The sequence below is a fragment of the Streptomyces sp. B15 genome, assembly GCF_018070605.1.
Lineage (GTDB): Bacteria > Actinomycetota > Actinomycetes > Streptomycetales > Streptomycetaceae > Streptomyces > Streptomyces smyrnaeus.
The window spans coordinates 26,056-51,664 of the sequence record NZ_JAGPXJ010000036.1; the positions used below are offsets into that span (position 1 = coordinate 26,056).

18 protein-coding genes and 1 riboswitch are annotated in these 25,609 nt (G+C 70.3%); of the genes, 8 read left to right on the forward strand and 10 right to left on the reverse strand.

The features are described from left to right. Positions 1-9: 9 nt before the first annotated feature. A complete protein-coding gene (locus KBY19_RS17990; RefSeq protein ID WP_210966164.1) occupies positions 10-1,545 on the reverse strand; it encodes an MFS transporter in 1,536 nt (511 codons plus the stop codon). A gap of 149 nt (positions 1,546-1,694) precedes the next feature. Between KBY19_RS17990 and KBY19_RS17995 the strand changes: the two genes are divergently transcribed. Next, entirely contained in the window at positions 1,695-2,615 is a 921-nt protein-coding gene (locus KBY19_RS17995; protein ID WP_099882509.1) for a LysR family transcriptional regulator, read from the forward strand. A 68-nt stretch (positions 2,616-2,683) separates the two neighbouring features. Here the strand turns inward: KBY19_RS17995 and KBY19_RS18000 are convergent, their stop codons facing one another. Further along, positions 2,684-3,337, reverse strand: a complete 654-nt coding sequence (locus KBY19_RS18000) for a TetR/AcrR family transcriptional regulator (protein WP_307843543.1) — start codon at positions 3,335-3,337, stop codon at positions 2,684-2,686. 141 nt (positions 3,338-3,478) lie between these two features. On the opposite strand from KBY19_RS18000, the gene KBY19_RS18005 reads away from it, so the two are divergent. Continuing rightward, a complete protein-coding gene (locus KBY19_RS18005; RefSeq protein WP_185017515.1) occupies positions 3,479-4,552 on the forward strand; it encodes an aldo/keto reductase in 1,074 nt (357 codons plus the stop codon). On the opposite strand, the gene KBY19_RS18010 is transcribed toward KBY19_RS18005, so the two are convergent. Together KBY19_RS18010 and KBY19_RS18015 are read right to left on the reverse strand one after the other, a co-directional pair. Beyond that, positions 4,515-5,423, reverse strand: a complete 909-nt coding sequence (locus KBY19_RS18010; RefSeq protein ID WP_185017513.1) for an SDR family oxidoreductase — start codon at positions 5,421-5,423, stop codon at positions 4,515-4,517. The two genes, KBY19_RS18005 and KBY19_RS18010, sit on opposite strands and share 38 nt — an antisense overlap. A 145-nt stretch (positions 5,424-5,568) precedes the next feature. Then, entirely contained in the window at positions 5,569-6,264 is a 696-nt protein-coding gene (locus tag KBY19_RS18015) for an RNA polymerase sigma factor (RefSeq protein WP_099882503.1), read from the reverse strand. Positions 6,265-6,282: 18 nt separating this feature from the next. On the opposite strand from KBY19_RS18015, the gene KBY19_RS37530 reads away from it, so the two are divergent. The 5 genes from KBY19_RS37530 to KBY19_RS18040 all read left to right on the forward strand — a co-directional run bounded on the left by KBY19_RS37530 (position 6,283) and on the right by KBY19_RS18040 (position 13,582). Beyond that, positions 6,283-8,238: a serine/threonine-protein kinase gene (locus KBY19_RS37530; protein WP_210966165.1), complete on the forward strand. Its 1,956-nt coding sequence runs from the start codon at positions 6,283-6,285 to the stop codon at positions 8,236-8,238. 242 nt (positions 8,239-8,480) lie between these two features. Next, positions 8,481-9,389, forward strand: coding sequence for a DUF4232 domain-containing protein (locus KBY19_RS18025; RefSeq protein ID WP_210966166.1), 909 nt, complete (start codon positions 8,481-8,483; stop codon positions 9,387-9,389). Between the two features lie 182 nt (positions 9,390-9,571). Further along, positions 9,572-10,777, forward strand: coding sequence for a PP2C family protein-serine/threonine phosphatase (locus tag KBY19_RS18030; protein ID WP_307843544.1), 1,206 nt, complete (start codon positions 9,572-9,574; stop codon positions 10,775-10,777). Positions 10,778-10,896: 119 nt separating this feature from the next. Then, a riboswitch (cyclic di-AMP (ydaO/yuaA leader) is annotated at positions 10,897-11,101 on the forward strand. A gap of 11 nt (positions 11,102-11,112) precedes the next feature. Further along, positions 11,113-12,378 (forward strand): M23 family metallopeptidase, encoded by a 1,266-nt coding sequence (locus KBY19_RS18035; RefSeq protein WP_307843545.1) that lies wholly within the window; start codon positions 11,113-11,115, stop codon positions 12,376-12,378. A gap of 256 nt (positions 12,379-12,634) precedes the next feature. Next, a complete protein-coding gene (locus tag KBY19_RS18040) occupies positions 12,635-13,582 on the forward strand; it encodes an aldo/keto reductase (protein WP_099886611.1) in 948 nt (315 codons plus the stop codon). A 51-nt stretch (positions 13,583-13,633) separates the two neighbouring features. Here the strand turns inward: KBY19_RS18040 and KBY19_RS18045 are convergent, their stop codons facing one another. Beyond that, entirely contained in the window at positions 13,634-14,107 is a 474-nt protein-coding gene (locus KBY19_RS18045; protein WP_210966168.1) for a PPOX class F420-dependent oxidoreductase, read from the reverse strand. A gap of 432 nt (positions 14,108-14,539) precedes the next feature. Between KBY19_RS18045 and KBY19_RS18050 the strand changes: the two genes are divergently transcribed. After that, on the forward strand, positions 14,540-14,953 hold the full coding sequence (locus KBY19_RS18050) for an NUDIX domain-containing protein (protein WP_210966169.1): 414 nt from the start codon (positions 14,540-14,542) through the stop codon (positions 14,951-14,953). A gap of 26 nt (positions 14,954-14,979) precedes the next feature. On the opposite strand, the gene KBY19_RS18055 is transcribed toward KBY19_RS18050, so the two are convergent. The 5 genes from KBY19_RS18055 to KBY19_RS18075 form a co-directional block, all read right to left on the reverse strand. Then, the gene (locus KBY19_RS18055; RefSeq protein ID WP_210966170.1) at positions 14,980-18,102 is read right to left on the reverse strand and encodes a DUF3427 domain-containing protein; all 3,123 of its coding nucleotides are present in this window, start codon (positions 18,100-18,102) and stop codon (positions 14,980-14,982) included. Between the two features lie 168 nt (positions 18,103-18,270). Further along, positions 18,271-19,500, reverse strand: coding sequence for a PrsW family intramembrane metalloprotease (locus tag KBY19_RS18060; RefSeq protein ID WP_247691116.1), 1,230 nt, complete (start codon positions 19,498-19,500; stop codon positions 18,271-18,273). Positions 19,501-20,341: 841 nt separating this feature from the next. Beyond that, complete coding sequence (trmB, locus tag KBY19_RS18065; RefSeq protein ID WP_307843546.1) at positions 20,342-21,325, reverse strand: tRNA (guanosine(46)-N7)-methyltransferase TrmB; 984 nt, start codon at positions 21,323-21,325, stop codon at positions 20,342-20,344. 182 nt (positions 21,326-21,507) lie between these two features. Beyond that, positions 21,508-22,755, reverse strand: a complete 1,248-nt coding sequence (lhgO, locus tag KBY19_RS18070) for an L-2-hydroxyglutarate oxidase (protein WP_210966171.1) — start codon at positions 22,753-22,755, stop codon at positions 21,508-21,510. Between the two features lie 56 nt (positions 22,756-22,811). Beyond that, a complete protein-coding gene (locus KBY19_RS18075) occupies positions 22,812-24,350 on the reverse strand; it encodes a sporulation protein (protein ID WP_099882482.1) in 1,539 nt (512 codons plus the stop codon). Between the last annotated feature and the right edge of the window lie 1,259 nt (positions 24,351-25,609).

Below are 25,609 nucleotides of genomic sequence, written 5' to 3' on the forward strand. Positions count from 1 at the left end.
GCGCCCGTGTCACCGCTCCGTAAGAACCCCGCCGCTACCGGACCGGCGCTGCGCGGCCGGTGCTTCCGCCGCGTTCGGTGCCCCTGGTGTTCCCGGTGTTCCCGGTGTTCCCGGTGTTCCCGGTGTTCCCGGACCTCCGGGTGCGGCCGGTGTCCGCCGGCGGCGCAGGCCGAACGCCCCGACAGCAGTGGCCAGCAGCGCCGCTGCCAACGGGACGAGGAGCCCCGCACGGTAGCCGTCCAGCAGTGCAGCGGATGTCCGCGCACCGGTGCCCGCGGCGTTGGCCGCTGCCGCTCCGGAGAGGCCGAGCGCGGCTCCGAACTGGACGGAGGCGAACAGCAGGGCGCCGGCCACTCCCTGCTCCTCCTCGGCGATCGAGTCGGTCGCCATGATGGCCAGCGGCCCGTAGGCCAGCGCGAAGGCGAGCCCGACCAGGAGCAGGCCCGGCAGCATCACCGGATAGGGCCACTGCGCACCGACCGGCAGGAACCAGGCGTAGGCCGCGGTGGCGGCCAGCAGCCCCGCGAAGGCCACCCGCGCACTCCCGAACCGGTTGACCAGCCGCGGCACGACGGTGGGGGCGAGCACCGCGTCCACACCGGTCACCAGCATCGCCAGGCTCGTCTCCAGGGTCGTCCAGTCGCGCAGTTCCTGGAGGTAGAGGACGACGAGGAACTGGAAGCCGAAGAAGGCGGCTGCGAAGAGCAGCGCTGTCGCGTTGGCGCGCACGAGGGGGGCCGAACGCAGCATGCCCAGCCGTATCAACGGTGCGGCAGTGCGCCGTTCGATCAGCACGAACAGTACGAGAAGTGCCGCACCGGCAGTCAGCACGGCCAGTGTCCGTGGCCAACCGCTGTGCGAAGCCCGTTCGATGCCGAACACCAGCAGCACGAGCGCCGCGGTGACCGTCACCCCGCCGGCCAGGTCGAAGCTGCGGCGCGGTGCGGAGCCGGTGCGCTGCCCGCCCTCCGCGCCGGGCCCGGTCCCGGGCCCGCGCGGGACGAGCACCAGCGTGGCGGCCAGGATCAGGGCGGAGAGCGCGACAGGGGCGAAGAACACCCAGCGCCAGCCGAGCATGGTCAGCAGTCCGCCGAGGACCAGCCCGGTGGAGAAACCCGCCGCACCGGTCCCGGAGTAGATGAGCAGCGCCTTGTTCCGCCGCCTGCGCTCGGTGAAGCTCGTGGTGATCAGGGACAGTCCGGCCGGTGTCATGAACGCTGCCGCGACACCGGTGACGAAGCGGGCCGCGATCAGCGTCCAGCCCTCGCTCGCCAGGCCCGCCAGCGCGGAGAAGGCGAGGAAGACACCGAGCGACAGCACGAACATCCGCCGTCGGCCGTACAGGTCGGCCGCCCGCCCGCCCAGCAGCATGAAGCCGCCGTAGCCGAGCACGTAGGAGCTCATGACCCACTGCAACTCGCCGATCGGCATGCCGAGCTCGGCGCGGATGACGGGCAGGGCCACGTTGAGCATGGCGACATCGATGCCCTCCAGGAAGACGGCACCGCACAGCACCAGCAGGATGCCCCTTTCACGGGTGGACATCCGGGTTTCTGAGGAATCACGGGATTTCTTGAGAGTTGGCACGCTCTTACCCTCCGCCGGGCGGGCGGGGGGAACAACGGCGAACAACGCAACGTTGCGTTCAGCCGGACTGAACGATCCGGACTGAACGATGCGGGGGCGTCACGGGGATGGAACGCGATGAAGTGGCGTGCCTGCTGATCCTGGCCGAAGAGCTGCACTTCGGCCGCACCGCGGAGCGCATGCACCTCTCCCGTGCCCGCGTCAGCCAGCTCGTGCAGCGGTTGGAGAGACGGGTGGGCGCTCCGCTGTTCCACCGTACGAGCCGCACCGTGACCCTCACCGGACTGGGGCGACAGCTGCGCGACGACCTCGCGCCGCACCAGCGCGCCATGGACGAGGCGTTGGCACGCGCCGCGGCGACGGCCGCGCGGCGGGCGGGAGAGCTGCGGGGCGTCCTGCATGTGGGCTTTTCCGGGCCGCTGGCCGGTGAGGTCGTGATGCGTGCGGCGAAGCTTCTGGGCGAGCGGTGGCCCGGCCTCGCCGTGGAGCCCTGCGAGGTGCCATTGGCCGACCCGTTCGGGAAGCTCAGGGCGGGCGCCTTCGACGTGCAGTTGGCCGAACTACCGGCCGGGGAGGCCGACCTGGTGGAGGGGCCCGAACTGTTCAGCGAGTCACGGGTGCTGGCCGTGCCCGCCGGGCACCGGCTGGCGCTGCGCGGCGAGGCGTCCCCGGAGGACCTTGCCGAACTGGGGGAGACGCCCCTGCTGACCCTGCGCGAGGGGGTGCCGGTGCTCTGCCGCGAGCAGTTGGCCCCCGCGCGGACGCCCGGGGGCCGCGCGATCCCGCCGGGGCTGCCGGTCACCAGCGTGCAGGAAGCCCTGGTGCTGGTGGCGGCGGGCAAGGGCGCCCTGCTGTCGGGCGCGCACACGGAGACGTACTTCGCCCATCCCGGGGTCTGCTACGTCCCCGTACCGGAGGCCGCGGCACTGGCGTACGGGCTGGTGCGCCGGCGCGGCCCGCTGGCGCCCCGGTTGCAGGCGTTCACGGAAGCGGTGGCCGGGACGGCACCGCCCGCCGGACGGCCGTAGGGGGCGGTCGGGCCGCCCCCGGCGGGCAGGGCCGCAGGAGCTCCCCTGGGGCCCTGCCCGCCGCGCGGTCACTGCTCGTGGCGGAAGACTCCCGCGCAGGCCGCTGCGTACGCCGACCGGGCCGCGCGCTCGGCGGCTGCCCGGTCGAGCGGGGCGCCGGTGGTCAGCAGTTGGTAGTACAGCGGCGCGGAGACGGCGCGGATGACCTGTTCGGGGTCCGTGTCCGCCGGCACCTCGCCCCGGTCGGCGGCCTGCCGCACGCAAGGGGCCCACTCGGCGACCCGTGCCGCGTAGAACCGGTGCAGTGCCTCGGTGGCGGTGGTGTCGCATGTCGCGGCGGCGATGACGGCCTTGAACAGCGCACCCTGGCGGGGGTCGGTCAGGGTGCGGCACACCAGTGCGGCGTTGGCCGAAAGGTCGTCGAGCAGGGCGCCCGTCTCCGTACGGGGCTCGGACTGCTCGGCCATGTCGTCGAGCAGGTCCGCCAGCAGCGCGGTGACAGTTCCCCAGCGCCGATAGACGGTCGTCTTACCGACCTGCGCGCGGCGGGCGACCTCGGCGAGGTCGAGGTGGGCGAAACCGTGCTCGGCGAGCGCGTCCCCGGCGGCGCTCAGCACCGCTTCGCGCACCCGCGCCGTGCGCCCTCCGGGGCGCACCGTGCCGGGCACGGCGCCGGTGTCCGGGGCGGTCGTCTTGCGCCGGCTCTCCGGCCCAGATGTCACAGCGGGTCTCCAGTTCCCTTAACGGCTTCTCCCTGTTACGGTACTGGCAACGGTTAACGGAACTGCGGTCCCGCTAACACCTGGCCCGTGCGCGCAGAAGCATGTACGCGGGCACCTGTAAAGAGGAAGAGGGAACGAGCCATGGAATACCGACAGTTGGGCGCTTCCGGCCTGCGGGTCCCGGAGCTGAGCCTGGGAACCGGTGCCTTCGGCGGCCGGGGCCCGCTCTTCGGGGACTGGGGCGACACCGACGCCCGCGCCGCCCGCCGCCTGGTGGACATCGCCCTCGACGCCGGGATCACGATGTTCGACAGCGCCGACGTCTACTCGGCCGGTGCCTCCGAGGAAGTGCTGGGCCAGGCCGTCAGGGGGCGGCGAGACCAGGTGCTCATCTCCACCAAGGCGGGCCTGCCCATGGGCGAGGGGCCCGGCGAGTACGGCACCTCACGGGCCCGCCTCATCAGGGCGACCGAGGACGCCCTGCGCCGCCTCGGCACCGACTACATCGACCTCTTCCAGCTCCACGCCCACGACGCCGCGACCCCGCAGGAAGAGGTCCTCGCCGCTCTCGATCAGCTCGTCCGCGAGGGGAAGATCCGCTACACCGGGGTCTCCAACCACTCCGGTTGGCAGCTGATGAAGTCCCTCGCCACGGCCGACCGGCACGGCTACCCCCGCCACGCCGCACACCAGGTCTACTACTCCCTCATAGGCCGGGACTACGAGTGGGAGCTGATGCCCCTGGGGCTCGACCAAGGGGTCGGCGCCCTCGTGTGGAGCCCACTGGGCTGGGGGCGGCTGACCGGAAAGATACGGCGCGGGCAGCCGCTGCCCCCGAAGAGCCGCCTGCACCGCACCGCCGCCTTCGGCCCGCCCGTCGACGACGAACTCCTCCACCGCGTGGTCGACGCGCTCGACGCCGTCGCGCAGGAGACCGGCAGGACGGTGCCGCAGATCGCGCTCAACTGGCTGCTGCGCCGTCCGACCGTCTCCTCCGTCATCGTCGGCGCCCGCGACGAGGAGCAGCTGCGCCAGAACATCGGCGCGGTCGGCTGGAGCCTCACACCCGAGCAGGTCGCCAGGCTGGACGAGGCGAGCGCCAAGGACGCGGCCTACCCCTACTTCCCGTACCAGCGGCAGGAGGGCTTCGCCCGGCTCAGCCCGCCGCCCGTCACCCTCAACCAGCCGACTCCGGCCGGTCCCCAGGCGGCGTGATCCGGGACGGTTCGGGTCGGCCCGGCCGCCGGGCCGCCAGGAACTCGGCGAAGGTGACCGTCCCCGTGGCGTGGTCCGGGGCCAGATTGCCGCCCCGGCGGAAGGCACGGGCCGTACGACCGGGAAGGGGGAGGTCCACCACGCGGCGGGACCGCCCGGTCGTACGAAGCGTCGCCTCGGCCAGTCCCCGTGCGGTGTGCACCGCAGGCCCTCCCATGTCCGGCACCCGGCCGGCGGGCTCGCCGCGCACCAGTTCGGCGAGGCGGTGGGCGACCTCGGTGACCTCCACCGGCTGGCAGCGGAAACCGGCGGGCGAGAGGACGAAGGGCAGCCGCCGCTGCGCGGTGGTCACCCTGGCCACCAGATCGTGGAACTGCGTGGCCCGCAGGATCGTGTACGGCAGCCCGGAATTCTCCAGCAGTCGCTCGCTCGCGAACTTGGCCTTGTAGTACGGCAAGGGAACCTGGTCGACGCCGACGATGGAGATGTAGACCAGGTGCGGAACACCGGCCTGCTGCGCCGCCTCGACCACTCGGGAGAGCACTTTCGCCTCCCGCCTCTGGTCGGTGGCACAGTGCACGATCGCCCGCACACCGCTGACGGCGGCGGCCAGCCCGACGCCCTTGGTGAGGTCGCAGACCGCCCACTCGCAGGGCCGCTCGTCCTCCGCCGGACGCGGGTGCCTGCTCATGACGCGTACGGGGACACCGTCCGCCAGCAGCTCGTCCACGAGCGGACGGCCGAGGGTGCCCGTGCCACCGGTCACCAGTACGGGCCCGTCGACGGGGGCGGGCTCAGGACCGGGGCCAGGGCCGGCGCCCGGCCCGGAGGTCTGGTCGGCCGGGCTGTTCGAGTCGTTCGCGGGGGCCATGGAACGCGTACCTCCCGGGTCGGCGTCGCGCTGTCTTCCTGGGGCTCATGGACTCATGGGACTCGTGGGAGTCGCGCTGTCCTCATGAGAACGGGACAACGGCCCCAAAGGTGACAGCCCGCCGGGCGGGAGGCCCCCGGAAGGGTCACAGCTCCTGCGAGGTGAGCCACGGCCGGATCTGGCGACGGGCGTGGTGCAGCCGGGACTTGACGGTGCCCAGCGGGATGCCGAGCCGGTCGACGATCTCGGCGTAGTCCATCTGGCACAGATCGCGGTAGACCAGCGGCGCCACCAGATGCGGACTCTCCTGCTCCAGCCGCTCCAGCGCTTCGAGGAGATCCACGCGGGAGCCGGCGATCACACTCGTCGTACGCGGATCCGGGCGGTGCTCCGGCGCCCCCGTCTGGTGGGGGAGCGCGGGCTGCTCGACCGCGCGGCGCTTGAGCTCGCGGTACTTCTGGCGTGAACAGTTTGCAACGATCGTGTGCAGCCAGGTGCTGAAACGGCTGCGACCTTGGAAGCGCTCGATGTGCCGGGACACCTGCAACAGGACGTCCTGGGCGGCCTCCTCGGCGTCCTCCCGGAAGAGCAGGAACCGGCCGCAGTGCCGCACCACGTCGGGGCGGATGGCGCGCAGCAGGGCGTCCAGTGCCGCGCTGTCGCCGGTCGCCGCACGGGCGGCGAGGGCTTCGGTGTCGTTGGGCGCGGGCGGTTCACCGGCCGTCGGCGGACCGCCGCCGGCCGCCGACGGACCACCGGGCGTCGACGGACCGCCGGAACCCACTGGCTCAGGCCGTCCGGATGGCTGGTTCACGGCGCGGGGAGAGGACGGTGGGCACATCCAGGCATCATAAGGGGCATGCCTTCACCTGATCAGATCGGCCGCTACCGGGTCGACCGTCGTCTCGGCTCCGGCGCCTTCGCAGTCGTGTGGCTCGCACACGACGACCGGCTGGAGGCGCCCGTCGCGGTCAAGGTGATGGCCGACAACTGGGCCCACCGCATGGACATCCGGGACCGCTTCCTCGCCGAGGCGCGGCTGCTGCGCAAGGCGTCGTCGGGCGGTGTCGTCCAGGTCTTCGACGTGGGGGAGCTGGACGGTGAGAAACCGTACTTCGTCATGGAGTACGCGGACCGGGGAACGGTCGCCGACCGCATGGCGGCCGGACCGCTGCCGGTGGACGAGGCGGTACGGCTGACCGCCGAGGCGGCACGTGGCGCCGAGGCCCTGCACGAGGCGGGGGTGGTGCACCGCGACATCAAGCCGTCCAATGTGCTGTTGACCAGCGGGGGTCCCCAGGGGCGCGAGCGGGTGCTGGTCGCGGATCTGGGCCTGGCCAAGAACCTCGCGCACGCCTCGGGGCTCACCGTGGTCGCCGGCTCGGTCGGATACATGGCACCCGAGCAGGCCGAACCCTTCGAGGGCATCGACGCCCGTGCGGACATCTACAGCCTGGGCGCCGTGCTCTACCACCTGGTGACCGGCGCCACCCCGGGAACGCCGGACCGGGTGATGCCGCTGGACGAACTGCGACCCGGACTGCCCTGGGCGGTGACGGAGGCGGTCGCGCGGGCGATGGAGCCCGACCGCGAGCGCCGCTGGCCCACCGCCGCCGCCTTCGCGAACGAGCTGGACCGTATCGCACACGAGTTGGAGCGGGCTGCGGACGGAGCGGAGCGGACCGGGGACGACCCGGAGCCCGGGACGCCGGGCCGGAGCCAGGCCCCGGATCCGGCCCCGGACGGACGTGACGGCAGCGGTGCCGGATCGTCCGTCGGCGCCGACCGCCACGCGTCCGCGGCCGCCCCGCTCTCCTCCCTCGCCGTACGCCCCGCGTCCCAGGGAGCCGGACAGCCGCCCGCGGTCGCGACGGAGTCGCCGTCCCCCGCGCCGGGCGGCGCTGCCTCCGAGGTGTCCTCCGAAGTGTCCTCCGGAACCTCCTCCGAGGCGTCTTCCGAGGCGTCCTCCGGGCCTTCGTCAGAGGCGCCGGGGTCCGCCGCGAGGGAGGCGCCGGGGCCGGACGCGTCCGCGGCGCGGGACGTGCCTCCCGCCGTGAGCGCGCCCGCGCCGGAGCCGCAATCGCAGTCGAAGCCGCCCGAGGGTGACCGGTTCCGGACCGCTGCCGCGGAAGACGGGGCGCCGCGCCGTCGCCGCAGGTGGCGTGCCGTGGCCATGGGAACCGTCGTCGTCGTGCTGACGGGCGTGGGGGTGGCCAGCGCGGTACTGGCGCCCGACGGTAAGCGGAAGCCGTCGCAGGTACGGGTGAGCGACGCCAGCGGCCGGATCAGCGTGCGGATTCCGGGGGAGTGGGCGAAGGAGACGGCTGACTCGGGCTGGCACCCGTCCTCGCTGGGTCTGCCTGTGAAGGACGCTCCCGGGCTGCTCGTCGCGCAGGACGTGAGCCGCTGGCAGGACCTCACCTCGGCCACGAACGGGGTTTTCGTCGGGCTCGGTTCCACCCCCGAGGACGAGGACAAGAGCGGCGCCAGCGCCCAGGACAGCGGTAACGACACCGGCAACACCGACAACGCAGATGGTGCGGACAGTGCGGCGGAGACGCTGCCCGCCAAGGTGGCCGAACTCGACCACCGGGGCTGCCAGTACTCGGGGAGCAGCAAGTTCAAGGGCGCGGACTGGCAGGGGCACGTTCGTACGTGGTCGGCCTGCGGCTCTCCCGGGCACTCGCTGAAGGAGATCGGCCTGACCTCTCGGCAGAAGGGCAAACCGCCGGTGTACGTGCAGATCCGGTGCGACGAGGACTGCTCGGCCAGAACGGATCAGGTGTTGAACAGCCTGCGTGTCAACGGCTCTTAGTTCGCTCCCACCCGTCCCGTTGAGCGACTTCCGACTCATCTGCCCCAGCACCGTGTCCCCCACATCGGGGGCCTGTGAAAAAAGGTCGCGGCGGCCGTGAACTTTCCCGCCAAGCCGGTCATCTAACGCGGTGTACGGCGCGAAGGCCCGGGGACACGCTGGGTACGAGAGCCGGCAAGCGTGTGATGCCGCCGGGCAGTTGGACGACCGCGAGACGCGACGACCAGGGAGTGACGGCAGCCATGACGAAGCGCCAGGACCCGACGACGACCCCGCAGCTCTCCTCGACCCCGCAGCTCCCACGGATCTCGCCGCACGCGTCGGCTGCGTCGGCCTCGTCGGCCTCGTCGGCTTCGTCGACTCCGCAGACCTCGCCGCCCGGCGCGCGATACGCCCCGTCCCGGCGGCGCCGCCGGGTGGCTCGTGTCGCCGCCGCCGCGACGGCGGTGCTGGCGGCGGGCGCCCTGGTGGTCGGCTGCAGCAACGACTCGGAACCCGACCCGCACAAGGTCAGCGGCGAGGCCACGCCCGCAGGCGGTGAGGATTCGGACGGCGCCTCCAAGGGCGGTGACGGCACGAGCGGCAGTGAGGCCGGCAGCGGCGAGGACGGAGCCGCGGGGGGTTCGGAGGGCAGCGACTCGGACGGGTCGGGCGGATCCGGTTCGGGCGGCGACGACTCGTCCTCCTCGGCCTCCTCCTCGTCCGGCGGGAGCGGCTCGGGGTCCGCCTCCGGGTCCCGGTGCCACACCTCGGACCTGAAGGCCTCCTTCGGGCGGAACCATCCGGGTGCCGGACAGAAGAATTTCGCCGTCATCCTGACGAACCGGTCCGACAGCACGTGCACCGTACGCGGATACCCGGGGCTCGCGTTCGTCAACAGCAGCGGCGAGCAGGTCTCCTTCGACCCGAACCGGACGGGCGGCCAGGTACGGACCGTCAAGCTGTCGCCCGGCAAGAGCGCATGGGCTTCGCTCTCGTACACCAACCCCGAGATGACGAACGTCACCACCGTCACGCCGAGCGCCGCGAAGATCACCCCGCCCGACGAGCGGGCCTCGTTGCGGGTGCCCTGGTCCGGCGGACCGGTCACGAACACCGGCAAGGCGTCCGTACCCAAGATCGGCCCGCTGGCCCCCGGCACCGGCGGCTGATCCCTCCCGCTCCCCCCTCCCGTCCCCTCACGCCTTCCCCTTCCGGTCCCCTTCCCCCGTCCGATTCCTGGATGGCGTACGCCGACAGGTGGTCGGGCCTGCCGCGTGGTACGGATCCCGCCCGTACCCACTTCCAGCGCTCCCGACTGGCCGGGAGCCCTCTCTGGGGCGAGATTGGGAGCGTGCGGCAGAGGCAGGCCGGGACGGAGACGGCGACCGGGTACGACGACAGCGGCGGACGGCTGTGGCGCGTGGCGCGGCAGCTTCCCGCTGTGCTGTTCGCCCTGGGCATCGTGCTGGAACTGGCGACACCCAGGGATGTGGCCATCTCGGCCCCCTTCGCCGCAGCCCCGTTGGCTGCCGCGGCCGTCCTCTCCCTCTGGGGCACCGTCCTGACGAGTGTCCTCTCCTCCGGCGCCACCATCCTGTTCGCCTTCTTCCACGACACGGGCAGCACTGTCGAGGCCGAGGCCAGGTCCGTCACCAATCTGACCGTCTCCGTCCTCGCGGTGGGCGTCAACTATGTGCTGCGACGCAGCGGCAGCCGACTGGCTTCGGCGCGCGGTGTGGCCGAGGCGGTCCAGCTCGCCGTGCTGCCCGCTCCGCCTTCCCATGTCGGCGACCTGGCGGTGGCCACCCGCTACCGTGCGGCACAGGCCGAGACCCGGGTCGGCGGGGACTTCTACGCGGCCGAGGAGACCCCGTACGGCGTACGGCTGCTGCTCGGTGACGTACGCGGCAAAGGACTCGACTCGGTGGCCGCCGTCGTCCTCCTCGTGGGGGTCTTCCGTGAGGCCGCCGAACAGGAGGAGACGCTTTCCGACGTTGCCGTCCGGCTCGACCGGGCCCTCCGGCGGGAGGGACGGCGCCAGCCCGGCACGGCAGGGCTGGAGGGCTTCAGCACGGCCGTGCTGGTGGAGATCTCGGGCCCGTCAGGCAGTCCGGCCGCCTCCTGCAGCACAGCTCCGGCCGCCTCCGGCAGTACAGCTGGTGGCGGCCCCGCGCGCGGCGGGGGCTCCGTGCTGCGCCTCGTCAACCGGGGCCACCCCGCACCGCTTCTGCTGCACCAAGGCAACGCGTCCCTGCTGGAGCCGACGGTTCCTGCGCTCCCGCTCGGGATGTCCGATCTGGGGGCGTGGCCGGAGCACATCGACGAGTTTCCCTTTCCCCGGGGTGCCCAGCTGCTCCTCTACACCGACGGCCTGTCCGAGGCCCGCGACTCCGCCGGCGACTTCTACGACCCGGTCGAACGGCTGTCCAACAGCTACTTCGCCCATCCCGAGGAGTTGCTGGAGACGGTGCTCATCGACGTCGCGGCCCACACAGGTGGCCGTTCGGTGGACGACTTGGCACTGCTCGCCGTCGCCCACGATTCCTCGACCCCGTAGGACGCCGGCGGACCGGGCGGCCACCGCCAATTACCGGGAACAGCTTGGAATCACAGCCACTGTTCTATTAACGTCCGATAACGCAGCACGGTCGTCACTGTCGTCACGGAAGACGGCACCGTGCGCCGTCGCCGAATCCCGCATACGGGGCACCAGCAGCGTCCAACTGCCTGGACCGCACCGTGGGAACCGGGGAACCACCCCTTCTCGTCAGCCGGACGAGGAGGATGGGGTGAATCGGACGCCCTTGCGTGAGGACGCCCGTAGGAGACCTTCCTGCTCCGAACCCGTCAGCTAACCCGGTAGGCGAGAAGGAAGGAAAGGAGAGCGCCCCCGTGGCCTCCAGAACGCAGGGCTTCGCCGGCCAGGCCCCCGAGGTCGTCGCGTACGACCCGCACCTCGACCGCGCCGGCACCCCCACCAACTATGGCCCCTCCACCCCCTCCACCCCCTCCACCCCGTACGGCTCCGCAGCCGCGCAGCCGGCCGCCCCCGCCCGGTCCGCCGGTCCCCACGTACCGTCCGAGGCGCCGACGGAGGGCGAGCCGTGGGACGAGTGGAACCCCACCGAGGAGTCCACCCGGTCCCTGCGCGGTCGGCACCGGGTCGCCAAGCAGCGCGCCAGCGGTATGGCGCGCGGCGGTGCCGTACTCGGTGTCGGCATGATCGCGGCGGTGGGTGCCGGTGGTATGGCCACCGCGCAGGACAAGGACCCCGGGGCGATATCCGTGCCGGACCTGGACACGGCGGCCGACGCCGTCCGCGACCTCCCCGACCAGCTGCCCGATGCCGAGGACCTGCCCGGCATCGGCGCCCTGGTCGCCGACGACGAAACGGACGGCGCCACGGGATCGGACGGCACCGGGGACGGGTCCGCCGGTCCCCTCACCCAGGCCGGGCTCTCCGCCGAGGACAAGGCGGCGGGCAGGACCGACGCCGGCGAGGCGCTGCGGGCCCGCATCCTCGCCCAGGCCGAACAGCACCGTGCCGCCGCCGACGAGGAGGCCCGCGAGGAGGCCGCACGGCAGGCGGCGAGCGAGGCGGCGGCGGAAGCCGCGAAGCGGGCGGACGCCGAGAAGGCCGAGGAAAAGGCCGAGGCCGAACGCGCGCGGGAGGCAGCGGCCGAGAAGAAGCGGGAGGCCGCCGAACGGGCTGCCGAGCAGCAGCGCAAGGCGGAGGCCCGGCGCCGTGCCGAGCTCGCCCGCAGCTACACGGCGCCGCTGGCCTCGTACCAGCTCACCGCCGGGTTCGGGCAGGCAGGCGGCATGTGGCAGAACGACCACACCGGCCAGGACTTCGCCGCGCCCAACGGCACCCCCGTCAGGGCTGTCCACAGCGGCACGATCAAGGAGGCGGGCTGGGCCGGTTCGTACGGCTACCGCATCGTGCTGGAGCTGGAGGACGGGACCGAACTGTGGTTCTGCCACCTGTCGTCCATGACCAAGTCGGCGGGCGACAAGGTCGGTACGGGCGATGTCATCGGCCGCGTCGGCTCCACCGGAAACTCCTCGGGCCCGCATCTGCACGTCGAGGTGCGGGCCGGTGGCGGCGATCCGGTGGACCCGCTGTCGTGGCTCCGCGACAAGGGCGTCAACGTCTGAGGCGGTGCGGGTGCCGATGTCCCGTGCCGCCCGAGTGCCATGTCCGCTGCGGCCCCTCGGCCCCTCGGCCCCTCGGCCCCTCGGCCCCTCGGCCCCTCGGCCCCTCGGCCCCTCGGCCCCTCGGCCCCTCGGCCCCTCGGCCCCTCGGCCCGTCGACCCGATGGGCTGATGGGCTGAGGGCCGAAGGGCCGCCGGGGGCGGCCCGGTGCGCGGTCTGTGTCACCGTCCGCCACCGCGTTACGGTCGCGGCATGCAGATGAATGCCGACAACAAGATCGGTCAGCTGTCCGTCTCGCCGCTCGTGCTCGGCGGCAACGTCTTCGGCTGGACGGCCGACACCCCCACGTCGTTCGCGGTGCTGGACGCCTACACCGACGGCGGCGGCAACACCATCGACACGGCCGACGTGTACTCGGCCTGGGTGGAGGGCAACCAGGGGGGCGAGTCCGAGACGGTCATCGGCGAGTGGCTCGCCGCGCGCGGCTCGGCCGTACGGGACGGTGTCGTCATCGCCACCAAGGTCGCTCGTCACCCCGACCACACAGGGCTCGCCCCGGCCACCATCAAGGCCGCCTGCGAGGACTCGCTGCGCCGACTGCGGACCGACCGCATCGATCTGTACTACACGCACTTCGACGACGAGTCGGTGCCGGTCTCCGACATCATCGGTGCTCTCGACGACCTGGTCAGGGAGGGCAAGGTCCGCGAGATCGCGGCCTCCAACATCTCGCCGTCCCGCCTCGACGAGTCGCTCGCGTTCAGCGCCCGGGAAGGCGTCGCCCGGTACGTGGCGCTCCAGCCGCACTACAACCTGGTCTCGCGCGACACCTACGAGGGAGAGCTGGAAGAGCTCGCCCGGCGCGAATCCCTCGCCGTACTGCCGTACTACGCGCTGGCGTCCGGCTTCCTCACCGGCAAGTACCGTCCGGGTGAGGCGGCACCCGAGGGGGCGCGCGCCGGCAACGCCGCCCAACTCCTCGCCACCGAGCGCGGGCAGCGCGTCCTCGCCGCGCTGACCACCGTGGCCAACGCGCACCAGGTCTCCGAGGCCACCGTCGCCCTGGCCTGGCTCGCCGCCCAGCCGACCGTCACGGCCCCCATCGCCAGCGCCCGCACGGTCGAACAGCTGCCCGCGCTGATGGCCCTGGCCGACCTGCGGCTCACCAACGACGAACTGCGCCTGCTCACGGACGCGTCGGCGTAACCCTCCCCGGCCTCGGGACAGGGAGGGAGTCGGGCGGGACTGGGCGCCGGCTCAGCCCCGCCGCGGCTGCCCGTACACCCGCTCGACGCCGAGCCGCACCACCTGCCGCTGGTCCGCCACCATGGCGGCCCGGTACTCGTCCCAGTCCGGGTGCTCGCCCTGGATCGCGCGAAAGACCTCGATCAGCTCCTCGACGGTCGCGTCGTGCGGATCCCGCGCGACGGGCGTCAGCTCCGCCGTCCCGTCCACCACCGTCCACGCCCACCCGTCGCTGCTCGTCACGTGGTAACTGGCCCGCGGATCCCGCGCGAGATTCCGCGCCTTGGCGCGGTTCGCCGTGACGGAGACGCGCAGCAGCCGCCTTTCCGGGTCATAGGTGTGGTTGACGTTCGAGAGCTGCGGCCTGCCGTCCCGCCGCAGCGTGGCGAGCACCCCGCGGTCGTACTCCGTCAACAGCCCGAGCAACACGCCCTCCGCCTGCTCGGCATTTTCCTCCGCGCCGCCTGTGTTACCCGTTCCGGTCATAGGGATCCTCCTGGAATGGTTTGCCTTCAGAGACAAATGGCAATCCAAAGCTCCGCGAAGCAACTTGAGGATGTGGTCATCCGCGGTACACCACACATCGCCTTCAACCAACCCCCTGCCAAGCCTGTGGACATGAGACCACCGTCCCCACACCACCAGCGTATGCCCTGTCGGGCGACAACAATCAGCCCAAGCACCGGGCACGCAGCCAAGTTGGCCGCCTGGCGAAGGGCCACAGATCGAGCCGTGACCGGCTGAGCAGGGGTAAGCCCGGGCCGTACATACGGCCTCTCGCCTCTCCGTCTGGTGGTGGACGACCGCGCCGCGGCGCCCTTGGAGTTGCTGGAGCCACCGGATGTACTCCCTGGGTGAATCACTCTTGCTGTCGGAGGCCGAATCCGGCAGGCGCAGCAAAGCCATAGGCTTGCAGACATGAGTGAGCGTGTCGCCAAGCGCGTAGTCGTGGCAGGGGCAGTGGTTGACGGGGGACGGTTTCTTGCCGCGCGTCGGACAGCCCCACCGGAATTTGCGGGTAGGTGGGAGTTGCCGGGAGGGAAGGTTGAGTCAGGAGAGTCGGCTGAAGCAGCCCTGGTACGGGAGTTGCGGGAAGAGCTCGGAGTCGAGGTCGAGGTCGAGGACCGTCTTCCGGGTGAGTGGGAGCTCAAGGCGGATCTCGTCTTGCACGCCTGGTGGGCGCCTCTACGCAAGGGCGAACCCCAGCCCCTGCAGGATCATGATGAGCTGCGTTGGCTCGCCCGTGAGCAGGCATTTGACGTGGACTGGCTGGAGCAAGATCTGCCGTTTGTGGAAGAGGTCGTGCGCCGTTTGGGCGGAACGACGGAGTGACAGCAGACCGCTGAGATATCGTTTTCCTATGTGTGCGTAGGGGAGTAGGACAAGATTTCTCCCGGCGCATCGTGTTGCAATTTCCAGTTGATCTGCATGGGCTTCGATCCGGAATGGCTCACATATTCAGCCGGCCCCAGGAATGTGAACGGGGCCGCGCCAACCTCGTTATTGTTATACTTTCGCACGAAGAGGAATACTTCTGATCCGGACTCTTTGTGAGTCTGGTAGCGAATTCCACTCTTCGTGTGTGGGGCCGTAGTCTTCTGTGATTCCCAGTGGAAGAGTCGTGCGTCGATCGCGTAGTCGTTGTAGCGGATATCTTCTTTGAAGTCCTTTTCTTCCTTCACCAGGGTAACGAACAGGACGTCAACGTTGGCTTCTTGGCACCACTCAACCCCAGATTGGGACTGCGAGGGCCAAGGACCCGTGAAGGTTGTCTGACCAATTGCCGTGAGAATTTCTGCCCTTGTGTATGTGGAGTGCACCCGGAGGGGCAGCTGGTCACGGGGAGGGTCCAGACAAATAGGGGAGTGTTCGATCCGCTTCTTGCCGTACTCAAGAATCTCTCGTGCTTCTGCTCGGACAAACGGCTGGTGTGCGAGATGGTCGAGAGCCTCTTGGTACGAGGAGAAGCCTGAATCCCGTGAGCCCGCATCCCACAGATTGAGGATCAGCATTCGAGCGTAAAGCTGCTGTGTCGCCGAGAGGTCCTCATAGCGCGGTGCGTCTAGGCTCAAGAGAGAGTGGTAAGCATCAGCGCGCTCGGGGTCGTCTACATGCAGAAGCTTGGACATGCGCTTGAGTAGCTTTTCCTCGCCTTTCGGCTCCTCCTCAGTGAGAAGCTTGGCACTTCGCCGTGCTTTGGTCCACGAGTTGCCGTTGCGGTAGATATCTGTGATATCTCGCATGCTGCTTTCGAGATATTGAGCGATGGTTTCTGGCTGATTCTTCTTCACCTCCTTGACGATTTGTGGGAAGTTTAGGCGCGCTTTGATGTTACTGATGATCAATTCCTTGGACTTGCGATCTAGGATGATCTCGCATCCGTCAGGAAGCCCGTAAGAATCGTTTTCGATACTCTTAATGAGTCGGCTCTTACGTAGCCCAGTGACTGCGGCAAGGCGTGCCTCAAAGTCATATGCGCGTCCATGATGGCCTACGAAATCGAGAACAGTGAGGAATTCCTTTTGAGGCTTACGCCGTAGTCCCCTACCAAACTGCTGAAGATAGACAGTAACGCTTTCAGTTGGCCGAAGGAAAAGCAGCGTATCGACGTCTGGGATGTCCAGCCCCTCATTGAACAGGTTGACGGCGAAGAGTGCTTGAATTGTTCCACTGCGCAGGCCAGCAAAAGCTGACTCTCGGTCACTTGAGGGCGTGCTTCCATCTAGCGCTTTAGCGTTTAGTCCGCGCTGCTGGAAATATTCCTCCATGAATCGAGCATGCTGTACGGAGACGCAGAAGCCGAGTGCTCGCATCGACGTGGGGTCAACAATTTTATCGTAGACCTCCGTATAGACCAGACGTGCATGCTCGTCTGTCGCCAGGAGTACCTGCGTCAATTCTTTACTGTCGTAACCGCTTCCTCGCCAATTTAGGTGCTCAAATTGAGCGGAGTCGTCGGCGATTCCGTAGTAGTGAAACGGGCTGAGGAGATCACTGTCGAGCGCTTCCCAGAGGCGCATTTCAGCTGCAATACGACCTTCAAAATATAGGTCGTGTACGTTTTCGCCGTCATGCCGCTCTGGTGTTGCTGTGAGTCCCAGCAAGATGCGCTCTCCTGCATGAAATCGATCAATCACCTTCTTGTAGGTATTGGCCGCCGAGTGGTGGAACTCGTCAATGACGAGAGCGTCAAAGTGTCCAGGCTCGAATGATTCGCGGAAGCTCGCATTGCTGAAGGATTGAATGCTGGCGAAGATGTGCTTTCGCTCTACGGCTTTGCGGCCATCTACGTGGAGCTCTCCAAAAGTGCTGTCGCCGAGGACTTTTCGGTACGTCGCTAGTGATTGCTCAAGGATTTCCTTCGTATGGGCTATGAACAGCAGTCGGGGTTTTTCTTCGTTCTTCTCGCAAAGCGACTTGTAGTCAAGTGCGGCCATGACGGTTTTGCCTGTGCCTGTTGGGGCTACTAGTAGAGCACCTGTCTTCTTGTGAACTTCGCGTTCTGCCTTGAGCCGCTCAAGCATATCCATCTGGTGTGGCAGCGGCGCTATGCTCTCTGAGGACGCCTTCGTATTACCGATAGGAATCCACTTGCGCTTCTGGATGGCTGCCGAAAGGCGATCGCTATCGGTGTCTGGGTCGTAGGGCTCAAACGTCCCTGACTCCCAATACTCTTCGAAAGTATTCGTGAAGGTGTCAAGGACTCCTTGAGCGGAGACAGGGGAGACCCTCACGTTCCACTCGAGCCCCGTACTTAGCGCAGATTTCGACAGGTTCGAGCTTCCGATATACGCGGTGTGGAAACCTGTATTGCGATGAAAGAGCCATGCCTTCGCATGTACGTTAGAACCGGAGGATTCATAGTTGATACGAACCTCCGCGCCAAAATCGCGAACTAGTCGATTGATGGCTTTCGGGTCGGTTGCCCCCATGTAGGTCGTGGTGAGGATACGAAGCGGGGTGCCACGTTCCTTGGCTTCGCGCAGGGCGGGCCGGATGTGGTACGTACCTGACCACTTGATGAAAGAGCAGAGGAGGTCAATGGCGTCTGCTGACACGATCTCGTTGCGTAGCTCTTCCCCCATTTTCATCGCATCTCGCTGATTGGTAATGAGCGTCGCTTCCGACATAGGAGTGCTTGGGCGCGGCATAGGCGAGCTGTCGACCCCCTTACTAAGCCCGAGCAACTGTCGGGGGCCATCAGCGAGCAATCCTCCCGGAGGGGCGTCGTTATCCAGACGCTTTAGTAGAAGATTGGTATAGACGACTCGCTCAAGCGAAGAGAGCCCAGCTAGCTTCTCCTCTATGGCGTCGGAGATGTGGCGCGCCAGTATGCGGGGAGACGAGTCTGGAGCGACCGGAGCCTCCTCGGTTGCCCATCCCTCGGCCCGCAACTTATCGAGATGCGACTGGAGCTGTTGGGTGATCAGCTGCTCATAGAGACCTGCGATGAGTTGCTCGTGGTTCCGCGAGTCGGACATGTCCCCCCTCTGGGCCGCAAGTTCTACTGAACGTTGTACCAGCGGGCTACGACATGAGGCTCCTGATCACGTGAATGTGCAGGGCGACGCCGCCATCATTGGCCGTAGGGCCGCTGTAACACAGGCTGGAGACGGGGCGCGACTCAGGACTGCGACTCAGCAGGCACCTCACCGCCCCACCTGATACCCCGCCCACATCGGTGTCGTCGGGCGGCTCAGGGCGAGGGCGGCGCTGGTGGTGGGGGGGCCGGCCAGGGGGCGGTTGGTCCAGAGGCGTTGGAGGAGTTCGTGCTCGCGGGCGGCGAAGTCGGGGGCGGTGGCGCCGTTGTCGGCGCGGGAGCGGAGTTGGGCCAGGGCGGTGGCGTCGTGCTGGTAGGCGGTGACGGTGCGGGCCGCCTCGGGGCCGTGGCTGCGGCGGGCCATGGCGCGGGCCATGGAGCGGGCCCGCATGGAGGAGAGGGACCAGGGTTCCGGTTCGCTGAACCAGCCGGCCGCGGCGTAGGCGGGCAGGGTGTCCCGTACGACGCGCAGCTCGTGCAGCCGGGACCAGATGGCCAGCCAGGTCAGCGCGCCGAAGACGGGGATCATGAAGAGGCCGTACACGGCGAGGAACGTGTAGTTGGCGAAGGACGCGGAGCCGTTCCAGATCGCGTGCAGCAGCACCGCCGTGAACCAGCCCAGCAGCGGCAGTATCCAGCGCAGGGCGCGCCGTCGCCGCGGCAGGGCGGCGATCATGCCGAAGGCTATGCCTGTCATCGCCGTGAACAGCGGGTGCGCGAAGGGCGCGAAGATGATGCGGATGAGGAAGGTGCCGGCCGTCGCGGACTTGGAGAGGCTCTCGGGGTCCAGCATCGTGTCCTCCCCGTACGCGGTGCCGAGGTAGAGGATGTTCTCCGTGAAGGCGAAACCGGCGGCGGTGATGCCGGCCGCGGCGATGCCGGAGACGACGCTGTCGAGGTGGTGGCGGCGGAAGAGGAAGAGCAGCAGGATGGCCCCCGCCTTGGTCGTCTCCTCGACGACGGGGGCTATGACGGTGGCGCCCAGCGTGTCCGCCTGGTGCGGTGAGTCGACGACGACTGAGGAGGCCAGCCAGTCGGTGGCGAAGCCGTTGGCGAGGATGGCCACCAGTGTCGCCGCGCAGGCGCCCCAGGCGAAGGCGAAGAGGTGGTTGCGCCACGGCGCGGGCTGCGGCGCGTTCAGCCAACGGAAGGCCGCCAGCAGCAGCGGTACCGGGAAGAGCGCCAGTCCGAATCCGACCAGCAGGCCCTGCGTCCCCGTCTGTTCGCGGACCAGCGCCAGGATCATCAGTCCGCACAGCCCGAGCAGCACGATGACTGCTGTGGCGCGCAGGGGACGCTGATTGCGCTGCCACCAGGACGGCACCGGGTGCGTCTGCATGGTGTGCGCGGGCCCCTCGTGCTCGGCTCCGCCACCGCCCGTGGGGGTGGTACGCATGTTGTCCGTGGACGACGGGTGGGGCGGGGCGGGTGAGTGGGCCGCGGGGTACGGGTACGGGTTCGGTGCCGGGCCCGGGCCCTGGCCCGGTGACGCGGCCACCTCCGGGTAGTGCGGGCCCGCCGGCGGAACGGTGCCGGCCGCCCGGGGGGCTCCCATCGCGCCGGTGCTCTCGCCCGCAGCGGGCTTCGGCCCACCGGGTGCGGGGGGCTGCGGGGTCGCCGCGGGTACGGCCGGAGGCGTCGCGCCGTACGGGGCAGGGCCGCCGTGTGGGGTCGTGCTGTGTGGGGCCGTGCCGTACGGGGCCGTGCCGTACGGAGGCGCGCCGTACGGATTCGTACCAGGGGGGCTCTGCGGCGTCGGCGCGTACGAATCCGCTGGCGCGTACGGATCCGCGGGCGCGTAGGGGTTCGCCGGTGCCGGGTCGTGCGTGGTCGCGGGCATCGGCGGGGGCGTCCGGGCGGGCTCGGGCTGTGCCGACTGCGTGCCGTCCTCGGGCCGCGATCCACCCCGCTCCGTCTCCGGTACCCGGTCCTGGGGGCTCTCCGGCCGGCCAGGAGATGCGGGCGGGACGGACGCGGGGCCGTCGGAAGGCCCGGGCGTCCTCGGGTTCGGCGGCGCGCCGGGGGCGCCGTTTGCCTCGTCATGCACCCATTGACAGTAACCAGTGTGGGTGACGACCGCTGCGGCAGCGCCACAACCGGTGTCCGGCGGCCGTCACGCCTCAGCCACCGTTGCCGGGGGCCGGGCGGGTGTCACCGTCGCGGCGTACCGCGCGCGGCGCTCAGCGGCGGCGGAAGAGCAGGTCGCGGACCTTGTGGCCCTTGTCCACCCCCTGCCCCTCGAAGCGGGTGAGCGGGCGGTTCTCGGGCCGGGGCGCGAAACCGCCGTCCGCCTGGGTGTTCTCGTACTCGGGGTGGGCACTGAGTACGTCGAGCATCTGCTCCGCGTAGTTCTCCCAGTCCGTCGCGCAGTGCACGAGCGCGCCCGACCGCAGCGGTCCGGCCGCGAGGTCGAGGAACTCGGGCTGGATCAGGCGCCGCTTGTGGTGGCGGGCCTTCGGCCATGGGTCGGGGAAGTAGATCCGCAGTCCGGAGAGCGAGTCGGGGGCCAGCATCTCCCGCAGCAGGATGATCGCGTCGCCGTTGCCCACCCGTACGTTGCCGAGGCCCTGCTCGTCGGCGAGGCGCAGCAGGTTTCCCTGGCCGGGGGTGTGGACGTCCACGGCGAGGACGCCGGTGGCCGGGTCGGCAGCCGCCATCCGGGCCGTGGCCTCGCCCATTCCGAAGCCGATCTCCAGCACGACGGGCAGCTCCGGGTCGCCGAAGAGTTCACCGAGGTCGAGCTTGCGCAGCCCGTCCACGTCGAACCCCCACTGGGGCCACAGCCGCTCCAGCGCCGCGCGCTGCCCCTTGGTCACCCGGCTGCGGCGCGGCTGGAAGCTGCGGATACGACGCTCGTGGTGCGACCCTGCCGGGTCGGGTGAGGGCCCGGCACCGGGCGGGAACATGCGCGCCATCACCCGTGATGCCCGTCCGCCACCGGGCCCGGCCGAGTCGTCGTCGGCCTGCCGCGGACCGTTGTGAACGTCCTTGGAGCCGTCATCATCAGCGTCCTTCGGTTCGTCTCGGGGGCCTGCCGGGTCGACCGGAGTACGGCCCTGGTCGGGCTGAGGGGCGGGGTGCACCCGGCCATCGGCGTGGGCGTGGGCGAGGGCATGCGGGACGGCGGGGTCGTCGGGTTGGGGGAGGTTTTTGCTGTCGGACACGATGTCTCAATTTTACGGGGAGGCGGCCAGGCGGAGGCGCGAGGCTCCGACAGCCACCGTGGGCACCCGCCCACCGTAGGCATCCGCCCACCGTAGGCACCCACCGTGGGGCCCCGCCCAGCGTAGGTGCGCCCGCGAACGGAACGAGGCCCGCCCGCGGGCGCCGACCCCGTGGCCCGTGGTCAGCCGCCGCCCAGCGCTCCGGCCACCCGGCGGGCGATCTCCCGTCCGATGGGCAGTGAGGCGGTCGCCGCCGGGGACGGTGCGTTGAGGACGTGGACGGTGTGCGGGCCCTCGGCGAGGAGGAAGTCGTCGACGAGCGTCCCGTCCCGCAGTACGGCCTGGGCGCGTACGCCGGCGGGTGCGGGGCGCAGATCGGCTGCCGTCACCTCGGGCAGCAGGCGCTGCACGGCGGCGGTGAACGCCGGGCGGGAGAGCGAGCGCCGTACCTCGCCGGCTCCGTACCGCCAGTGGCGGCGGGCCATCCGCCAGGCGCCGGGGTGGGCGAGGAGCCCGGCCACTTCGGCTGGGCGTACGGTCGGCCACGCGTATCCCTCGCGGGCCAGTGCCGGGACGGCGTTCGGGCCGACGTGTACGCCGCCGTGCACGCCGCGCGTCAGATGCACGCCCAGGAAGGGGAACGCCGGGTCGGGCACCGGGTAGACGAGTCCGCGCACCAGATGTTCCCGCTCGGGTGCCAGTTCGGAGTATTCGCCCCGGAACGGGAGGATGCGGGCCTGTGGGGTGTCTCCGGCGAGTCGGGCGATGCTGTCGCAGTGCAGCCCGGCGCAGTTGACCAGGGCGCGCGTCCGCACCACCGCACCGTCGGCTGTGCGGACGGCGACCCCGCGGCCCGGGCGGCGGTCGATCGCGGTGACCTGGCCGGCGGCGCCGTACCGGGTCTCGGTGCCCGCGTCCTGTGCCAGCCGGGCGAGCTGGGCGGCGACGGCGGCGAAGTCGCACACGCCCGTCGTGCCCACATGGATGGCCGCGAGGCCGCGTACATGTGGTTCGTGCTCGGCGATCTGGACCGGCCCCAGCTCCCGTACGGGGATGCCGTGCTGTCTGCCGCGTTGGATCAGGGCGTGCAGCCGGGGCAGTTCCCGGTGTTCGGTGGCGACGATCAGCTTGCCGGTCACCTGATGCGGAATGCCGTACTCCGCACAGAACTTCACCATCTCCGCCGCGCCTTCGAGCGCGAACCGCGCCTTGAGGGAGCCGGGCGGATAGTAGATGCCGCTGTGGATCACGCCGCTGTTCCGCCCGGTCTGGTGCCGCGCGGGGCCGGGCTCCTTCTCCAGGACGATGACCCGGGTGCCGGGCGCCCGGCGGGTGAGGGCATGGGCGGTGGACAGGCCGACGATGCCCGCGCCGATCACGAGCACGTCGCAGTCGAGTCTTCCGGACGTCGAGGACACGCCCCCCATCATGAACTGCCTCCGCCTTCCCGGCTCACGTGCCTCCCCGGCTCACCCGTCGGCCCTCCTCACGCCGGGGTCATCAGCAGCGGTCGCGCCCGCTCGCGCAGCTCGGCGACGCGGGGCTCGTCCCCGTACGGCTCCAGGCGGTGCAGTAGATCGCGGACGTACTCCGTGGTGCGTGCCGAGGAGATCCGGCCGGCGACCTCCACGGCGCGTACCCCGGCGGCGCAGGCGGCATCCAGGTTGCCCGACTCCAGCTCGGCGACGGCCGAGACGACGAGCCGCAGCCCGTGCGAGCGGACGAACTCCTCCTTCGGCTGGGAGAGCGCCTTCTCGGTGAACCGGCGCACCTGGCGGGGCGCCTTGAGATCGCGGTAGCACTCCGCGGCGTCGGCGGCGAGCCGGTCGTAGGAGTAGAAGTCGAGCCAGGAGGGATCCGCGTCGCCGTCCCGGGAGCGCTCCAGCCAGCTCTCGGCCGCCGACAGGGCGGCGGCGCACGCCTGTGCGTCGTTCGCCTTGGCGTGCGCGCGGGCCTCGACGAGCTGGAAGAAGCTCATCGTCCGCGCGGTGGCCAGTCCGCGGTTGCGCTCCAGCGCGGCCTGCGCCAGGTCGACGCCCTCGTCCGCGAAGCCCCGGTAGGTCGCCTGGAGCGACATGGAGGCGAGGACGTAGCCACCCAACGGCACGTCGGCGGCGGCCCGGGCGAGCCGCAGCGCCTGGATGTAGTACCGCTGCGCGGCCTCCTGTTGCCCGGTGTCGAACGCCATCCAACCGGCGAGCCGGGTCAGTTCGGCCGTCGCGCCGAACAGGGAGCGGCCCACCTCGTCGGTGTAGGCGCCGAGCAGCAGCGGCGCGGCGTCCACCCGCAGGCACTCGGGGACCATGGACGAACGCCAGTCCCCGCCGCCGTACTTGGAGTCCCATCGGCGCGCCTCGTCCGCTGCCTCACGCAGCTTGGAGACATCGGTGTGACCGACGCGCAGCGGGGTGCCGCCCCCTTCCGCGTCGCCGTCCCGCCCGTCCCGGCCCTCGCGCAGCCGCCCTTCGGCGACAGCCAGGAGCCCGCCGGCGGCGGGGGAGTCCGCTCTGGCCCCGTCGCCGGACGGGTGGGCTCCCTCCAGATATTCGACGTGACGGGCGACCGAGCTGTCGGCCGGGGTTATGAGCCAGCGCGAGGCCGGGGTGGCGTACGCGCTCACGGCGAACGAGCCGGCGAGGGACTGCCAGATGCTGCCGCCGCCGCGCCGCCCGGCGAGATCGAGACGGTAGAGGTCGGTGGCCGACTTGACGGCGGCTCCGACGTCACGCGGGAAGGCCAGCCCGACCTCGGGGGTCGGATCGGCGTCCGCGAGACCGATCTCGTGCAACGGCACCGGACGACCGAGCTTGCTGCCGATGGCAGCCGCGATGAGGTGGGGCGCCGCACCTTGCGGCACCATCCCCTTCGAAACCCAGCGGGCCACCGACGTCTTGTCGTACCGAAGAGTGAGGCCGCGTTGGGCCCCCAGATCGTTGACCCGTCGGGCGAGTCCGGCGTTGCTGATCCCTGCGAGGGCGAGGACGGTGCCGAGTTTCTCATTCGGCCCGCGTGACTCCCTGGACATGCGCACCCCTGACCACACCGACGACCGCCCCGCGGCTGCGGCGCGGGGCCCCCTCCCGTCACTGCGCACTGCGCGGCGCGGAAAGCACTGCGAACACAGCGTAGTTCGCCGGATCCCGACCGTTAAGAGGCGTCATGCCGGATGGCGAGATCTATGTCCGTACGCGTGTACGTGCGGGGGTCACGTGCCACCCCCATACTGCCCCGCTCGGACCGGCCGGAATCGTGCGCGCCGTCCGTGGGACGCACGGCTTCGTCGGCGCCGGTCGCCGTGCCCCGGGTGTGTGGCTGTGCGCCTCGTCATGCGCCTGCCGGACACGAAGGAGGGAGAGGTTCGATGGGAGTCGCGTGGGTCGGCCCGCTGTACATGGTCAGTGGGCTGGGGGACACCGCCGCCTCATTCCCCGCGGGTGGCGGTCCGGGCCGGGAGGTGCGCAACGCCCCTTCCGGCCCGGCAACGGGACGGGGATGGAACGAGGCCCGAGGGGTGGGTGCCTCGCCGGGGAGGCCGTGCGGAATCCCCGGCCACGGAACCGTGGCGGAACGGGCGCGGCGCCGCGCCGCAGCCGCCCGGACCTCCGCGCCGCATACGCGCGGACGTGGGGTTTCCGTGGGTAACACGGCGGGCGGGGAGCGGGTTCTCGAGCGCGCTCCCCGCCGGGCGACGCTGCCTCCCGGCCGCTCCTCGATCTCTCCCGCCGCGCCCCGGCGGACCTGCCGTGCGCCGTGTTGTGCCGTCCTGTTCCGCCCTGGGCCCCGCTGCTCGCTTTTGAGCGTCTCGGCCGTCCGGACCGCGTGCCCGTCGTCCGGGGGCGCTGCTCCGGCCGGCCGGGCGGGCGCTGCGCCGACGCGGCACCGACCGGGACGCCGCTTGCCGTGTGCCCCCTTCCCTGCTTCCGTGCCCCGCGCATGCGACGGGGGTGCGCGCCCCGCGTACACGTCCCGTGCGGATCGTGTCCTTCCGTCGCGCTCACCCCGGTTGCCTTCGGTACGCCGCCCGTTCGCCGTTGCGTGGCAAGCGGTCAAGACGGCTGTCACGGCACGGTGGGGACCGCTCATATTTGGCCGAATGACATCGGTCGCGTGTGCGGTGCCGGATGCGGACGCCAGTGGTATATGCCGCTGCCGTTCCGGCAACGCGCGGACTCCTCGGGGGCGCTGTGCGGCGGAAGAGGAGCAGCGTACTGCGCTCAGGTATGCGCCCCTTACACGCCTCTCGTGCGCCACTCTCGTGGCACCATAGCCGCAACGGCAGCGGTT

Excerpts from the sequence above, each read along its gene's own strand:
- KBY19_RS17990 (WP_210966164.1), bottom strand. The coding sequence starts at position 1,545 with ATGTCCACCCGTGAAAGGGGCATCCTGCTGGTGCTGTGCGGTGCCGTC.
- KBY19_RS17995 (WP_099882509.1), top strand. The coding sequence starts at position 1,695 with ATGGAACGCGATGAAGTGGCGTGCCTGCTGATCCTGGCCGAAGAGCTG.
- KBY19_RS18005 (WP_185017515.1), top strand. The coding sequence starts at position 3,479 with ATGGAATACCGACAGTTGGGCGCTTCCGGCCTGCGGGTCCCGGAGCTG.
- KBY19_RS18010 (WP_185017513.1), bottom strand. The coding sequence starts at position 5,423 with ATGGCCCCCGCGAACGACTCGAACAGCCCGGCCGACCAGACCTCCGGG.
- KBY19_RS18015 (WP_099882503.1), bottom strand. The coding sequence starts at position 6,264 with ATGTGCCCACCGTCCTCTCCCCGCGCCGTGAACCAGCCATCCGGACGG.
- KBY19_RS37530 (WP_210966165.1), top strand. The coding sequence starts at position 6,283 with ATGCCTTCACCTGATCAGATCGGCCGCTACCGGGTCGACCGTCGTCTC.
- KBY19_RS18025 (WP_210966166.1), top strand. The coding sequence starts at position 8,481 with ATGACGAAGCGCCAGGACCCGACGACGACCCCGCAGCTCTCCTCGACC.
- KBY19_RS18040 (WP_099886611.1), top strand. The coding sequence starts at position 12,635 with ATGAATGCCGACAACAAGATCGGTCAGCTGTCCGTCTCGCCGCTCGTG.
- KBY19_RS18045 (WP_210966168.1), bottom strand. The coding sequence starts at position 14,107 with ATGACCGGAACGGGTAACACAGGCGGCGCGGAGGAAAATGCCGAGCAG.
- KBY19_RS18050 (WP_210966169.1), top strand. The coding sequence starts at position 14,540 with ATGAGTGAGCGTGTCGCCAAGCGCGTAGTCGTGGCAGGGGCAGTGGTT.
- KBY19_RS18055 (WP_210966170.1), bottom strand. The coding sequence starts at position 18,102 with ATGTCCGACTCGCGGAACCACGAGCAACTCATCGCAGGTCTCTATGAG.
- KBY19_RS18060 (WP_247691116.1), bottom strand. The coding sequence starts at position 19,500 with ATGCAGACGCACCCGGTGCCGTCCTGGTGGCAGCGCAATCAGCGTCCC.
- lhgO (WP_210966171.1), bottom strand. The coding sequence starts at position 22,755 with ATGATGGGGGGCGTGTCCTCGACGTCCGGAAGACTCGACTGCGACGTG.
- KBY19_RS18075 (WP_099882482.1), bottom strand. The coding sequence starts at position 24,350 with ATGTCCAGGGAGTCACGCGGGCCGAATGAGAAACTCGGCACCGTCCTC.